The 16,297-nt window shown below is 48.7% G+C and carries 8 protein-coding genes; 3 read left to right on the top strand and 5 right to left on the bottom strand.

From position 1 onward, the window contains the following. The 5 genes from BUB37_RS04565 to BUB37_RS04585 form a co-directional block, all read right to left on the bottom strand. Nucleotides 1–3,240, bottom strand: coding sequence for a VCBS repeat-containing protein (locus BUB37_RS04565; protein WP_244526728.1), 3,240 nt, complete (start codon nt 3,238–3,240; stop codon nt 1–3). A gap of 41 nt (nt 3,241–3,281) precedes the next feature. Continuing rightward, nucleotides 3,282–3,887 (bottom strand): hypothetical protein, encoded by a 606-nt coding sequence (locus BUB37_RS04570; protein ID WP_072989146.1) that lies wholly within the window; start codon nt 3,885–3,887, stop codon nt 3,282–3,284. Then, the gene (locus BUB37_RS04575; protein WP_072989148.1) at nt 3,850–7,122 is read right to left on the bottom strand and encodes a VCBS repeat-containing protein; all 3,273 of its coding nucleotides are present in this window, start codon (nt 7,120–7,122) and stop codon (nt 3,850–3,852) included. Before BUB37_RS04575 ends, BUB37_RS04570 begins: the two co-directional genes overlap by 38 nt. A gap of 67 nt (nt 7,123–7,189) precedes the next feature. Further along, on the bottom strand, nt 7,190–8,785 hold the full coding sequence (locus BUB37_RS04580; RefSeq protein ID WP_072989150.1) for a RagB/SusD family nutrient uptake outer membrane protein: 1,596 nt from the start codon (nt 8,783–8,785) through the stop codon (nt 7,190–7,192). A gap of 9 nt (nt 8,786–8,794) precedes the next feature. After that, on the bottom strand, nt 8,795–11,812 hold the full coding sequence (locus BUB37_RS04585) for a SusC/RagA family TonB-linked outer membrane protein (RefSeq protein ID WP_072989153.1): 3,018 nt from the start codon (nt 11,810–11,812) through the stop codon (nt 8,795–8,797). 346 nt (nt 11,813–12,158) lie between these two features. Here BUB37_RS04585 and BUB37_RS04590 point away from each other — a divergent pair, with 346 nt between their 5' ends. From BUB37_RS04590 to BUB37_RS04600, 3 genes are all read left to right on the top strand, one after another. Next, nucleotides 12,159–13,187, top strand: a complete 1,029-nt coding sequence (locus tag BUB37_RS04590) for a LacI family DNA-binding transcriptional regulator (RefSeq protein WP_072989155.1) — start codon at nt 12,159–12,161, stop codon at nt 13,185–13,187. A gap of 52 nt (nt 13,188–13,239) precedes the next feature. After that, nucleotides 13,240–13,896: a beta-phosphoglucomutase gene (gene pgmB / locus BUB37_RS04595; protein WP_072989158.1), complete on the top strand. Its 657-nt coding sequence runs from the start codon at nt 13,240–13,242 to the stop codon at nt 13,894–13,896. 74 nt (nt 13,897–13,970) lie between these two features. Then, nucleotides 13,971–16,286, top strand: a complete 2,316-nt coding sequence (locus BUB37_RS04600) for a glycoside hydrolase family 65 protein (RefSeq protein ID WP_072989162.1) — start codon at nt 13,971–13,973, stop codon at nt 16,284–16,286. Nucleotides 16,287–16,297 lie beyond the last annotated feature (11 nt).

Below are 16,297 nucleotides of genomic sequence, written 5' to 3' on the forward strand. Positions count from 1 at the left end.
TTAAAATTTAAATAGGGCGAGCGAGTCGCTGTTACGTACTACAATGAGTTGATTTTTCGCAATAAAGAAATCTCGGACTTGGCCTTTTAGCTGAAAGCCATTGCCGTCTTTTATCGCCTTGAACCGCATATTGCCCAAATTCTCGAGGTATGTCCCATAACTGGCATCGTAGCGCCCTATTTCGGGCTTTACGCCGTATAGGTTGCCACCGAGCACTAGGTCGAGGTCGCCATCGGCGTCGAAATCGTGTGCGGCGATGGCATATACGGTCGAATACTGGGCTTCGACGGGTAGCTGTTGAACCCTGAAGTTCAGGTTGCCGTCGTTGATCAATACTACCGAGGCAAAGGTATTGGCGACCAGGGTATCTGCCCCCTGAAGCTCCTCAGGCTTGAAGATGGTCGAGATGTCGGCATCCTTGAACGAATTGTAATCGGGAAACCTTTTGGTCAACATTTTTATTTGCGCCGTTAGGTCGTGGCGAAGGGCATAGGGGTAGTCTTTTCCGTTTTCACCGCGGAAGGCCAAAATGGGGTCGATAAAACCGTTGCCGTCAAAGTCTTTCGAAAATAGGGTAACGGGGCGGTCTTCCGATGCTTTGAACCTGCTGTTCAGGCCCAGGTTGCCCACGATAAAGTCGGGGTCGCCGTCCCCGTCAAGATCGGCTTTTTCAATGGTGTTCCACCAACCCTTGGCCCGAAAGGGGGCGCCATCGGTTCGACGGGTGAACTTGCCTTGGTCGTTAATGAAAATTTCAATGCCCATAAATTCCCCGACAATGAGGAGGTCTTCGTCATTGTCGTTGTCGATGTCGGCAAATAGGGCATCGGTGACCATACCAATACCGTTTAGGGCGGGAGCCCGTTCGGCGGTAACTTCCTTAAAGTTTCCTTTTCCGTCGTTTTCCAAAATAAAACCAGAACATGCCGTACCGTATTTAAGGGGAACAATGCGTTCACCGACGAACAGGTCCATATCGCCATCGCCATCGATATCGGAGGCGGTTACGGTAGAGGTACTGTGGACACGGGTTCCGGTGGGGAGTTTTTGGTCCGATAATTTAAAATTCCCCTTTCCGTCATTGAAATACAACCGGTCGATAAAGGCCGATGAACTCTGTGAGAATTCCACTCCTCCGCTGCACACATATAAATCGAGGTCGCCATCGTTGTCGGCATCGAAAAAAAGGCTTTCGGCATCCTCGGAATTTCTGTTCTTTTCAAAATCGGTGCTGTTCTTTCGGGAAAAACCCTTGGCATGGCCCAGTAAGAGGGCAGGGGCGTAGCCCTTTGAACCTCCAAGGAAAATATCGGGATGGCCATCGTTGTCGACGTCGGCCATTTGACCTCTCGGGCCTTCGGTGCTGCACATATGGTTGAGCAACCGGTCGCGATCAAAATCGACGAATCGATTTTCACGGTGAACAAAATCGATGGTCGAACCGGTTCTTTCAAACAGTTTTTTATCTTCTTTTCGGTCGTGATCGCCTTCTCTTGCGTCTTTTTCAAAGAGGGTCAATGTGGTGTCTACGGCTATATTCGTCAGTTCGGTTATTTTTCCGGAGGGCCAGATTACCCTTGCCGTTACGGGCCTGGCCGATGGAAGTCCGATATTGGGCCGTACGTCCATGCTGGATTGAAACCCCCGTACCGGTTGGTTTTCAATGGTGATGCCTTCTTCCTCAAGAACCACCTTCGAGCCGATGGCAAAGGTGTTTTTACCTTCTCCCCTTAGGTTCAGTTTCAAGTAATGGCCTTTTTGCCTATCGATGGTGTTGTTTTTATATATAAAGGCCTCCATATTGAGGTTGTTTACCACCAAGTCTAAATCGCCATCGTTGTCAAGGTCTCCGTAGGCCGATCCGTTGGAGAAACTTTCGGTTCTAAGGCCGGAGGTATCGTAGGTCTTGAATTCAAGATTTCCCAAGTTTTTATAGGCGTGGTTTTTCACCTTGTTCGAAGGGATGATATCGATAAGTCTGGCGTAGTTGAGGGTGTCGTTGGCAATCATCGATTTCAATATCTCTTCGTTAGATATGTACTGCAGGTAATCTTGGTCCGTTAGGTCGCGGTATACGCCATTGGCTATGAACAGGTCTTTGAGACCGTCATTGTCCATGTCGAAGATCAGGGCGCCCCAGCTCCAGTCCGACGCTTCGACGCCGCTCAACCGGCCAATTTCGCTGAACGAATTGTTGGTGTTGTTCACCTGAAGCGTGTTGCGCGTAAATTGGTGGTAATACCCGGTATTCAGTTTTAATTGGTACTTGTTCCAGTCTTCAAAGGTGGTTACGCTTTTTAATCGTTCGTAGTCGGAGGGAAGCATTTCGGTAACGAATATGTCGTTGAATCCGTCGTTGTTGATGTCTGCCATGTCGGCGCCCATGGATGCCCCGCTTGTGGCGGTAATTTGCTGTTCCAATGACTCTTTGAAGGTGCCGTTTTGTTGATTGATGTAAAGGTAGTCGCGTTCGAAAAAATCGTTTGATACATAGATGTCTTCCCATCCATCATTATTGACATCGCCAACGGTCACTCCAAGGCCGAAGCCCACGACACTGCCGTAAATACCGGCTTCTTCGCTAACGTCTACGAACTTGCCTTCCCTATTTTCCATCAACTTGTCGCCTCCCAGGGCATCCCGTTTATGGCGTTCATTGACTTTGAGGTCAAAACCGCCAATGGCCTTGTAGGAATTGTTGAGTATATAGGCATCGAGGTCGCCGTCTTTGTCGTAATCGAAAAAGGAGGCATGGGTAGAGAAGCCCTTGTCGTCAAGGTTGTACTCGGCCGCACGTTCGGTAAAGGTCAAGTCACCGTTGTTGATAAAAAGTTCGTTCTGTTTGTTTTCACCATTGAGGTCTCCCGAGTTGCAAACGTAGATATCGAGGTATCCGTCACCGTTGATGTCCGCCATCGATACGCCGGTAGACCAGGGTTTGTTGCCGGCGGTACCACTTTTGTCGGTCACGTCTTCGAAAGTGAAATTTCCCTTGTTCAGGTAGAGCCTGTTTTTTTGTTGGTTGGCCGTGAAGTAGATATCGGGAAGGCCGTCGTTGTTGACGTCGCCGATGGCAACACCACCGCCGTTGTAGTAGTTCCGATAGGTGTATACATTAAAGGCATTGTCGTAGGAAAGCATGTTGGAGAAATGGATTCCGGTCGCTTTCGCATCCAATAATTGAAAAATTTCCAGGGGGCGGGGCTGCTGTTTTTTGCTTTCTTCACTGCAGTTAAGCATAAAAAGGCAGATAAATGGTACCGATATTTTTTTTAGCACTTTCATTTGTCCAATAAAAATCTTAAATCTTCAATTTTTGCTTTTACAGTCCGGGAGTCGTCGAGGGGTTGGATCAAGATACGCCTGTTGCCATCAATCTTTACATATACGGGTGTCGTATCGCCGGGCATGTTCAATAACTTGAAATCATTGCCGGGATACCATTTTTTCAGGGAGTCCTTTACGGCATGGACCAGTTCCTTGGATTGTAGTTTTTCGTTCCATAGCGACCAGCCATCGTACGAAAACCGCAAATCCATACCGGTCATTAGGTCGCTTTCGTCGAAAATGCCGTAAAACAAGAGGGTGATGGCGTCTTTAAGGCTTTGGTCTTGCCTTAACGGTAGTTTGTACTCGACGAATTGATTGTTCGGGCCTTGCCTGACCCATCCTTTTTTGTTGAGCTTCCAGCATTGATCGAAAAATTGTTTTTTGGTCTGTCCGAAATGCATGTCGAACATAAGGGAATCGTGTATGGCCCCCGAGGCCATTTCCTTTTTGACCAGCTGTCGGTATTCCGATTCCGAACAACTTACGGTCGCCAAAATAAAAAGAATACCAAAGGCCTTTCTAATCTTCGATAAACCTATAAAATTCTGTGCTGTCATTATTTATTGTTGCTACTAAAATTGGTTCGTTGTTCAGTTTTGACCATTTTAAAGATCGGATCTGTCCCTTGATTCGTAAGGGAAAAACCTCTGTTTCGCCCGAATTTCTTGAAACGGGACCCAAGATACCCCATCCCATTGAGCCGTCATATTTCCCGAACTGGGGTTTGACATAAAATTGGTTGCCTCCCAGGAAAAGGTCGGCTATACCATCGTTGTTAAGGTCTTCGGCCGTGATGGCATATATCGGGGCGTATTGTATTTCGTCGGGTAAATCTTGAATGGTGAATGTACCACCATTGTTGAGCAAAATAAGGCTTTTTAGAATTTTTAGGTCCCGTTTGACCGCTTGGTCGAGTATTTCTTTGTTAAAAAGAGATCCCATATGGGCTTGGGCATAGTCTTTATAATACAAAAGTTTCTTTTTAAGGGACGGGATTTGGGAAATCAGTTCGTCCTTATCGACGATGGGGTAATAGGCATCGCCTTTCTTTTTGCATAGGATCTGTTCTTTAAACCCATTGCCGTCAAAGTCGCTGATGAACATCCTCATGTCGGCCTCGTAGAAATTGTTGAGCCCTATGTTTCCGGCAATTACGTCCTGATCGCCATCGTTGTCCACGTCGACCAAGCCCAAGGCCGTCCATAGGCCTTGTGTTCCGGTCAGCCCATAAGTTTCCGATTCCTCCTTAAAGCCCTCTTCCCCGTAATTGATAAACGCCTTGATTGCCATCCATTCCCCCACAACGATAAGATCTTCCCATCCGTCGCTGTTAAGGTCTATCCATGCGGCATCGGTGATCATACCTATGTCGGTAAAGGTCTGGGCGATGTCGAATTTCCCCTGGCCCTGGTTTTTAAGAAGGTATCCCGATCCCGGAAGTCCATACGTGCTTGTATGGTAGCGTTCCCCTATAAAGAGGTCAATATCTCCGTCGTGGTCAAAATCTTGGGGGATAACGGTGGAGGTACTTATACTTTTCGAAAAGGGAAGGGCCTGATTTGATTTTTCGAAGGTGCCGCCCTCGTTTTGGTAATAGGAATCGTGCAGGTCGGTCGAATAGGGTGAATATGCCCTCCCGCCATGGCCCACATATAGATCGAGGTCGCCATCGTTGTCCCCGTCAAAAAACACGGCACAGGTATCTTCCGAACCTTGATCCGGTTCAAAGGGGGCCTGTACCACGCGATATCCGTTGGGCCCCGATACGAAGAGCTGTCCCGGTTGGCCCTTGGCCCCTCCAAGAAAATAATCGGGAACACCGTCGTTGTTCATGTCTTCGGAGGCAAAGGCGGGACCTTCGTTACTGAACATTTGGGGCAACAGGCGTTCGTTGTTAAAGTCTATGTATCGGTTTTCCTTATGGGCAAACTGAAACAGGGGTTCAATTTTTTGCAGGGAAGGAAGGTTTGTCACAGGGTTTGTCAACTTGGGAGTGGGGTGGGCCGAGCCGGGGTGTTCAATGTGATGGGGTCGGTTCGTGGGCAGGTCGGTCAGCAATTGGACCGTGCCGTCGGGCCATTCGATGTGAAGGGTGTCTATCGTTCTGGTATTACCTACCCCAAAATGCAGGGTCGATGTAACGCTGCTCTGAAACCCGCGTGAAACAAAATTGTCGGCATAGCTTTTTTGCCCATTGCCATAGGTAATCACTGCCTTGGCCCCTATGCTTTTCGAATTGCCGTCGGGTTGCGATAGGCTTAGTTGAAAGCTTCTGTGGGTAAGCGTGTCGGTGTTGTTTTCGTAGATAAACGAAGGCATGTTTACATTGTTCAGTATGAGATCGAGGTCGCCGTCGTTGTCAAGGTCGGCATAGGCGCTACCATTGCTGAACGAAGGGGTGCCCAGTCCCCAGGCGGTATTTTTGTTTTCAAAATTGAAGCTTCCCAGGTTATGAAAGGCACTATTGGCCACGGGTTGTGAGGGCATGGCATCGATAAGTTTGGTAATAACGTTCTTTTCTTGGTTGTGGATCCTGCTGCTTACTGTTTTCTGGTCGGCCTCAAAATTGAGGTAGTCGCGGTCGAGTAAATCTTTATAGATGCCGTTGCTTATGAAAATATCGCGAAGACCGTCGTTGTCCATGTCAAAAATTAGGGCTGCCCAGCTCCATTCGGTGGCCGCTACCTTTGCCTGGCGTCCGACTTCGGCAAACATCTTGCGGCCCAAATTTCTTTGAAGTACGTTTCTGGGATACTGGTAGTAGTAGCCTTTTTTAACGGCGAGGGCGTGTTTGTCCCAAGATTCGAAAACCGTTTTGGTCTTTTGTCGTTCATCGGTTTCCGGAAGCATTTCGGTAACGATGAGATCGGGCAGGAGGTCGTTGTTCAGATCGGCCATATCGGCCCCCATAGATCCCATGGAGATGGAACTGAAATAGTTTTCAAGGGCTTCGGTAAAGCCTCCCTTTTGGTCGTTGATGTAGAGGTAATCGCGTTCGAAAAAATCATTGGAAACGAAAATATCCGTCCAGCCGTCCTGGTCGAAATCGCCCAAGGTAATGCCTAGCCCGAAGCCGATTTTACTCGAATAGATTCCGGCTTTTTCGGTTATGTCGGTAAACTTTCCATTGTCGTTTCTAAAGAACTTGTTGCCGTTTCCCTGTTCGTCGGGTATCTTTCTTTGGTCTTTGACAAGGTCGAAGCCCCCGATCGACTTAAGGGAGTTGTTGAGAATGTAAACATCGAGGTCACCGTCTTTATCATAGTCGAAAAAAGCGGCATGGACGGAAAGTCCGTTTATATCGAGGCCGTACTCCTTTGAAGCTTCGGTAAAGGTAAGGTCCCCGTTGTTGATAAAAAGTTCGTTGTGCCTATTCTCGCCTTCCGGCTTTCCCGATTTGCAAACATAAAGGTCCAATAGGCCGTCGCCATTGATATCCACAAAGGTCGCCCCTGTCGACCATACGCCCGGGCATGCCACCCCGGCCTTGTTCGCAATTTCCTCGAACTTCCAACCGCCTTTGTTTAAAAAGAGTTTGTTGTCGACCATGTTTCCCGTAAAGTAGATGTCTTCAAGGCCGTCGTTGTTGACATCTCCGACGGCTACGCCGCCACCATTGTAAAAATTGCGATAGAGGTAGGGATTGAACGTCTCGCTATAGGTCAGGGCGTTTTCGAAAAAAACACCGGTTTGGGCTGGTTCTTTTAAGGTAAAAAGGTTTTGTTCCTTTTTAGGCGTTTGCCGGGAGCAGGAAAGGAGAGATACCAAGAAAATACCAAAAAACCATCTCATTGTCGGAAAGAAGCTAAAAAAGGGGTTGCTCGTTTGAACAACCCCGTAATTTATAAAACCTTTTGTGTTAGTAACCTGGGTTTTGTGTTAAAGTGCCATCGGAGGCATCGATTTGTGCCTGTGGAATCGGGAACAATCGTTTTGCCGGGTCGGCATCTGTTTTTTCCCACCAAGTGTCTTCGTATTTTCCGAATCGGATGAGGTCTATCCTACGGCTTGATTCCTGGAACATTTCCTTGCCCCTTTCGGCCAAGAAAGTGTCGGCGTCAAGCGAGGTCAATGGTCCCAGGCCTGCACGGTCCCTTAGGGCATTGACATCGGGTAGGGCCAAATTCCAATCGCCTTGGGCGCGGGCCAAGGCCTCGCCGCGCATAAGGTGTACGTCTCCCAACCGTACGATAGGATAATCGTTGTTCATATTCGATCTTTGAAAAAGGGCGAAACTGAACTTTTTCATCCGTACCCCTCCATCGCGTATGGCATTGGGTTCCAATTCATTGATTGCCGGTTTGTAATTGATGACAAGGTCGTCGTCGTCGGCCGCATAGTCGAGCAAGGGATTTCCGTTGAAATCGGTTTGGGGGCCTTCCAAGAAGTTGGCCTCACGGCGGAGATCGTCTTCCTCGAAACTGTTATAGAACTCCTCCAATACTACGAAGCCGTTCCATGGCTGTTCGTCCAAGCCCCAAGTAAGCTGGCTTGGTCCGTGCAGGGTCATCATGTTGAAGTTCATGCCTCCCGCCCCTGTTTCGTCGTATTCGATGGCCCAGATGATTTCGGGGTTGTTTTCGTTGTTGGGCGCAAAAACGGCTGCATAGCCTTCAAGGGTTTCGGGGTCGCTGTCCACACCCGGTCTTTTGGCCAGGTTGGGTACGGAACAGCCTTCGCCGCAAAGTTGATATGGACTGTTGTCGAGAATATATTCCGCGGCCCATTGGGCTTCTTCCCATCTAGGGGTTCCTGTGTACACTTCCGCATTTAGGTAGAGTTTGGCCAATATGCCCAATGCGGCATATTGGTTGATCCTATAGTTGGAAATGTCGGTGGTAAGGGCGCTTCCCGATAGGTCCATGCTTGCCGTTACCGCAGGAATGCCGAGGGCATCCAAGAGTTCACTTTCAACGAACTCGAATACTTCTTCCCTTTCCGATTGCGGTGCGTCGGCGCCAGGGGAGGTAATGATCTTCACGCGACCGAATCCATCGAGCAGGCGCCAGTAGAAATACGCTCGCAAAGCCCGAACCTGAGCGGTTTGGTTGGGGGTAAGTGAGCTTTGCAATGAGGTGTTGCATTCCCCGATACCTGCGTAGGAATCGTTCCAGAGCTCGTTGATGCGATCGTGGGTCGATCCGTAGGTATGTCGGTGTAGTTGGATCCATATACCCCCGTCGAACCAGTCACCGCCTTTTTGGGTTACGGCCATGTCGTCGGCCGTTACCGAATTGACGGCAAAGAAACCGGTATTTCCTGCAGATCCCGCCCTGAGCCGACTAAAGGGGGCCAAGAGGGCGCCTCCACCACTATCGCCACCACCAGCGGAAACACCATCGTTCGAAAATTGCTTGTCTTCGGTAAACGAATCTTCCAATTCATCTTCAAGGTCAGTACACGAAAATGCTATGAGCAGGGTACTGAGAAAAGTTATTTTAAATAATCGTTTCATAGTATTTTTTTAGAAATTAATGTTTAGCCCTAAAGTGAAGGTTGTCTGGGTAAAATAACTGTTCCTTCTATCGATGCCAGGGGCCAAGGGGTTGGCCGTACCCGTGTTTACGGCACCATCGGTAACGACTATCTCTCCGTTGGCACTATTGTTATCACCAAAGTCTTGGAGTACGGGCTCGGGGTCGGTTCCCGAGTAACCGGTAATGGTAAACAGGTTTTGTCCGCTCAAGGAAATGCGAATGTCTTTGATATGGTCGCTGTCAATATTCCAGTTATAGCCCACCGATAGGTTGTCGAGCCTGAGGAAATCGGCCTTTTCAACGTAATACGAGCTAAACTGGGCGGTCTTGATGTCGGAACGGGCGTATTTGGTGTTCATAAAGTTGTAAGACGACTGTGAACCGATGATGGGTTCGTAAAACGCGCGGAAGGTGTTTACCAAGCTATGGCCGAATGCCCCCCTAAAAAATGCGTTGACATCCCAATTGCCAAAGGTAACCTGGTTGGTCCATCCCAATTCGAAATCGGGAAGGCCTTTTCCGAGTACCTCGAAGTCAACATCGTCGTCGAGGGCCTTGCCTTGATCGGTTATGACCTCGCCATCGCCGTTAACGTCTTCCAGAATGGGGGTGCCATTGGCATCGACCTCCCCGGTAAATACAGGTCCCCAAATCTGTCCGACTTCCTCGCCTTCCCGGACTAGGATCACACTGGTGTTGTTTTGGCCGGGGGAACCTAGGTTGGCGATTACTTGGTCGCCTTGTGGGTTCTTCTCCAAAGTGGTTTTATAGGTCGAAAAAATCAACCCGGTGTTATAGGAGAAATTTTCTTTTTTCGCCACGTCGTAGTTGACGGTGAATTCGAGACCGTTGGTTTTGAGCTGACCGGCATTCTCGTAACGGGTATCGATCCCACCGAACAAGGCGGCATCTACATTTACAAGACTGATAAAGTCATCGATGTTTCGCGTGTATAGGTCCAAGGTGGCCGATAAGCGGTCGGTGGCAAATTCAACACCGAAGTTAAGTTCGGCTTTTTCTTCCCATTTCAAGTCGGGGTTGGGGGCCCTGTTTCCTTGGCCGGTACTGGATCCGTCGGATCCGCTGGTTCCCGGGTTGAGGGCATAGGTGGTGGCGAAGAGTCCTACTTCTGGAGGAATCGCACCGGTAACACCGTATCCGATCCTTGCCTTCAAGAGGTTGACATTGTCGAGTTCCAGGTATTTGTTCAAGTCGGCACCGACGGCAACGGCCGGGAAAAGCCCCCATTGGTTCTCTGAACCAAAGCGGCTGGAGCCTTCCCTCCTTAGTGAGGCATTCAGATAAATGGCGTCGTCGAAGGTAGCGTTGAGTCGCCCGAAGAAGGCCACGATACGGTCGCCATCGCGCCTGTCACTGTTCGCGGTAATTCTACCGGCTTCCGAAAGGTCTTGTGAGCTTTCGATACTGTTCCTAAAATCGAAGCTGACCCCTGGGGGAAAATCCCCCAATTGAAAGAATACATTGTTGTAGTCCGTTTCCTGAAAGGAATAACCGCCTGTGACCGTAAAGCTGATGTCCTCACCAATGGTGTTGTTGTAGGTCGCATAGCCCTCAAAAAGGTCGAAGCGGGTCTCTTCGGTCAAAAAGTTAGCCAGGCCCCTAGTGGTGGGGCTAACCGCATTACCCAAATACAAGGCCGTGGTCGGATAGTACTGCGACCGGTTTTTTTTGATATTCTGCGTCGCAAAATTTACGTTCGCGGCCAGGTTATCCGTTAACCTATAGTTAAAGTTCATACTATAGTTGATCGTATTGGTGGTAGCGTCGTTTTGGCTTTGACGCGCTATGGACGCGGGGTTAAAACTGTCAAAAAGTCCCAAGGTCTCGAAGAAACCGCCGTATTGGCTTGAGGCGAAGGGGAATGGGGCATCCTTGCCGTATACGGGGGCGGTAGGGTTATAGGTTATTGCATACCTTAAGGCTTCGTTGAACCCGTACTTGCTGTCCCTTCTTGTCAGCGCCGAATTGAAGTCTACCTTCAACTTGTCGTCAAAAAGCCGGGCCGTCAGGTTGGTACGGGCATTAAGTTGCTTGAAGCCCGAGTTGTAAAGTATCCCATCCAATTTTCTAAAGTTCCCGGAAACCCGGTAGGCAACATCGTCGGTACCTCCGACCGCCGCAATGTTGTGTACGTGCGAGTACCCGGTTTGGGTAACCTCGTCGACCCAATCGGTATCACTGCCCAGGTCGTTCCCGCCTGTGGCCAAAAACTCTTGGGCATTCATGATGTCGATTTGGTTGGCGATGCTCGAAGTGGCAAACTGCCCGTTATAGGTCAGTTGCAAGGGCTGGCCCACTTTACCCGATTTGGTGGTCACCAAAATTACACCGGCGGACCCCCTCGTACCGTAGATGGCGGCGGCCGAACCGTCTTTTAGTACCGTAATGTTCTCGATGTCGTTCGGGTCGACGTTGTTCAACGAACCGCCCAATACCCCATCGATCACGACCAAGGGCTCTTGGTTGCCCCCAATGGTCGAAATACCTCTGAGCCGAACGGTTCCGTTGGTATTGGGGTCGCCCCCTTTGTTGACTATGGTAAGGCCGGCCACCTTACCTTGAAGCAATTGCGTGGGGTCGTTTACCGTACCTTGGTTGAAGTCTTCGGAGCTCACGCTGGTTACTGCCGTGGTGATTTCCTTTTTCTGCTGGCTGCCATAACCGACGATCACCACCTCTTCCAAGGCTTGGGCATCTTCCTCGAGTACTACGTCGATGGTCGATTGCCCGGCGACGGTAATTTCCTGTCCCTTGTATCCGATATAGCTAAAGGCCAGAACCGCCCCGTCTTCGACTCCTGAAATCGTGTAGTTTCCGTCGAAGTCGGTCTGTGTGCCATTGGTAGTCCCTTTTACGACAACGCTGGCGCCCGGAAGCGGGCCACTGGCATCGGAAACGGTTCCCGATATTTCTTGTGCCTGGGCCAGTCCAAGACATAGGAATGCCCCGAGCATTAGCAGGTTCTTTAACAATGTAATTTTCATAAAGAAATAATTTTAGAGTTGAGTTAGAAATTTAATTCAAAAGTTAAAAATATATAAAATGAATGTTAAAAAAAGAATTTGGACTTTTTGAAGGTTACGAAAACGGTTTCGTGTTAATAACTTTTTTAAAACAGGGCAATTCTTAGTATATACGCTTTAAAATGCTTAATTACTATTTGAAATGGCTATTGGTTAATAATTGCATAACCGGTCCAAATATAAAGCATTTTGTATTCGTAGGAAAAGTAATGTTATATTATATACGTAGCCCGATTTTTGTTAAAAAAAGTCCTATTTTCAGGTATTCTATAGTTTTAACATTATTTTCACTTATACAAAATGGGCAATGAAACAAAAGATTACATTAAAACATATAGCACGTGAACTTGGCGTATCGATTTCGACGGTGTCGAAGGCCTTGAAAAACAGTGAGGAGATAAGTGTCGACACCAAGGAAAAAATCCAGGCCTTCGCCAAATTGTATAATTATAAGCCCAATAACATTGCGGTTAGTCTAAAGAATAAACGGACCAAAAATATCGGCGTGGTCATTCCCGATATTGTCCACCATTTCTTCACCACCGTGTTCCGTGGAATCGAAAAGTACGCCAACGGGCAGGGTTACAACGTAATTATCTGTGTTTCCGACGAGTCTTTTGACAAAGAGGTCATTAATATGGAAATGCTGAACAACGGCAGTATAGATGGCTTCATTATGTCACTCTCCGCAGAGACCCAGCAAAAGAACGATATCAACCACCTAAGGGAGGTGGTCGACCAAGGTATACCCTTGGTTCTCTTTGATAGGGTTACCGACGATATCGATTGCGACAAGGTGATTCTCAACGACAGGGAGATCGCTTACAAGGCTACGGTGAAGTTGCTCGAAGAAGGGCGGAAGCGAATTGCCCTGGCGACCACCGAGAGCTATTTCAACGTAAGTGAAAAGAGGGCCGAGGGCTACAAACAGGCTCTCACCGAGTACGGTATCGAGCTAGACGATAATCTGGTACTGGTTTTGCCCTATGACGATATAAAGGAAGAGGTGATCAACGATTTTTTTGAAAGGGAGGCCGTCGACGCCGTTTTGAGCGTTAATGAAATTTTTGCCATACAGTGTATGTCCGTTGCCAAAAAACGGGGGATGAAGATTCCGGAAGATATATCCTTTATCGGGTTTACCGACGGACTTTTGTCGCGGTACTCCAATCCAAGACTCACCGTAGTGGCCCAGCACGGGGTTACCATGGGTGAGGAAGCCGCAAAAATGTTGATCGATCGGGTGGAGCGCGAAATCGATGGAAACGACGAAGAGGCTTATCGCACCCATATTGTCGAGGCCACGATCATTGAACGGGAGTCGACGAAAAATTGATCTATCACCTTTGCCCTGAATTCTTGTCTCAATAACCTCTTAATACCATGCTATGAAAATTAGGGGCTTTATTTTTGATCTTGACGGAGTTATCGTCGATACGGCCAAGTACCATTACCTGGCCTGGAAAAAACTGGCCAACGAACTGGGCTTTGAATTTACACCCGAACAAAACGAACGGTTCAAGGGGGTCAGTCGACGGCGCTGCCTTGAGATATTGCTCGAGATCGGCAACATAACAGCCACCCAAGCGCAGTTCGACAGATGGATGGTCGGGAAGAACGAAGATTATTTGGCCTACGTCAAAAACATGGACGAGTCGGAAATACTTCCCGACGTTCTCAAGGTGCTCAATTTTCTAAAGGAAAGAAAAATACCTACCGCCCTGGGTTCGGCCAGTAAAAATGCCAAGGTTATTTTGGAAAAAGTAGGGCTTTTGCCTTATTTCGATGTACTGGTCGACGGCAACAGTGTTACCAAGGCCAAACCGGATCCCCAGGTGTTTTTGATAGGGGCCCGGCAAATGGGGGTCGATCCTGCGAATTGTGTGGTCTTCGAAGATGCCTTGGCCGGCATACAGGCAGCCAATAATGCCGGTATGGTCAGTATAGGAATAGGTGATAAGGAGCTTCTTGGCGAAGCCGATTATAATTTTAGGGACTTCACCGAAATTGATAGCGATTTTTTAACACGTTTAATTTCAGGATAAGCCCGAACTTTACGAAGTTGTACTGAAGTCCCGGGTGTCGAACTATTCTTCCAAAGAAATAAGAAAACGATAGTATGAATCAAGATTATATAAAGGCATCGCCCTGGTCGATTATAGAGGAAGGTTTCGACCGTGAAAGGGTCAAATCTTCGGAAAGTATCTTCAGTCTCGGTAACGGAGCCATGGGCCAACGGGCCAATTTTGAGGAGGTCTACTCCGGTAAGACGTTCCAAGGCAGCTATATTGCCGGGGTCTACTACCCCGATAAAACCCGGGTGGGCTGGTGGAAAAATGGCTATCCCGAATACTTCGCCAAAGTGTTGAACGCTCCCAATTGGATCGGTATCAATGTATGGGTAAATGGCGAGGTGCTCGATCTGAATACCTGTAAGGAAGTGAGCGGCTACCGACGGGAACTGAACATGAAGGAAGGGTGGTACAAGCGAAGTTTTTCGGCCCTGCTGCCCAATGATGCCCATATAGAGGTGGGCGTGCTGAGGTTTTTGAGTTTGGATATGGATGAACTGGGCGCCATTAGATACGAGATCAAGGCCTTGGACGCCGATTTGGATATCGGGTTTCAGCCCTATTTGGACAGTGGGGTGACCAATGAAGATTCCAATTGGGACGATAAATTCTGGAACACGACCGAGGTTGTTTCGACAGAAAGACAGGGCTTCATCCAGGCACATACCATGAAAACCCATTTTAAGACCTGCACCTTTATGCAGTCCCAATTGTTCCTGAACGGGAACTTGGTGGATGTGTTCCCTGAAGTGGAAAAGAAGGAACAGTGGGTCGGTCACAGGTACGCCCATAAGTTGGCAAAGGGAGAGATCTTGGCCCTCCATAAGTTCGGGGGATATACCGTAGATCGCAACCACCATGGCGACGAGCTGGTACAAGCGGCCAAAACGACGCTTAAAAAGGCCTTGGAACTGGGCTTCGATACCCTTCTGGAACGGCAAAGATCGGCCTGGGCCGAAATTTGGAAAATGAGCGACATAGCCATCGAGGGCGATGTGAAGGCCCAACAGGGCATCCGCTTCAATATTTTTCAACTGAACCAGACCTACCTTGGCCGCGATTCGCGCCTGAATATCGGACCTAAGGGGTTTACGGGCGAAAAATACGGCGGCAGCACCTATTGGGATACCGAGGCCTACTGCCTTCCCTTTTATATGGCGACCAAAAACCAAAAGGTGGCCCGCAATCTGCTAAAGTACCGCTATAACCATCTGGAAAAGGCCATAGAGAATGCCCAAAAACTGGGGTTTTCCAATGGGGCGGCCCTATACCCCATGGTGACCATGAACGGGGAGGAGTGCCACAACGAGTGGGAAATTACCTTTGAAGAAATCCATAGGAACGGGGCGATCGCCTTTGCCATTTACAACTATTGCAGGTTTACGGGCGATTACTCCTATATACCCGAAATGGGCTTGGAGGTACTCATCGGCATTGCCCGGTTCTGGCGACAACGGGCCAATTTTTCACAACTGAAGAACAAGTATGTCATCTTGGGCGTCACTGGGCCCAACGAATACGAGAACAATGTAAACAACAATTGGTACACCAACTATTTGGCCAAGTGGTGCATAGATTATACGATAGCCCAATTGCGCAAGGTCAAGGAAGGTTTTCCCGATGATTACCGTCGTGTCGTGGGCAAGACCAAACTGGGCGATAACGAAGTGTCGCAATGGAAAAAGGTGGCCGATAACATGTACTTTCCGTATGAAGAGGAAAGGGGATTGTTTTTGCAACAAGATGGCTTTCTCGACAAAGAATTGTTGACCGTTGCGGAGCTCCCCTCGTCCCAACGGCCGATCAACCAGAAATGGAGCTGGGACCGCATTTTGCGTTCGCCCTACATCAAACAGGCCGATGTCTTGCAGGGCTTTTATTTTTTCGGCGACCACTTTTCGGAGGAGGAATTGGAACGGCATTTCGATTTCTATGAACCCTTTACCGTTCACGAGTCTTCCCTGTCCCCTTGCGTCCATAGCATCCTGGCGGCCAAATTGGGCCGGACCGAACAGGCCTATACGTTCTACCTGCGGACCTCCCGCTTAGATCTTGACGATTACAACAAGGAGGTCGAAGAGGGACTCCATATTACCTCTATGGCCGGAACGTGGTTGAGCATTGTTGAAGGTTTTGGGGGGATGGGGGTGCTCGACGATACGCTGTCTTTTTCCCCCAGGATACCCGAACAGTGGAAGTCGTATTCGTTCAATGTCAATTTCAGGAACAGTATTATAAAGGTCTGTGTGCAAAAAGAGGTGACCGAGTTCGAGATCACCGGGGAAGAAATCGTCCCTATCTTAGTGAACAAAAAGGGCCTTGAATTGGTACCGGGCAAAAAAGTCGAGGTTAGGGTATCTTGAACAGGCCGATA

This window comes from Pseudozobellia thermophila (genome assembly GCF_900141855.1).
GTDB classification, from domain to species: Bacteria; Bacteroidota; Bacteroidia; order Flavobacteriales; family Flavobacteriaceae; genus Pseudozobellia; species Pseudozobellia thermophila.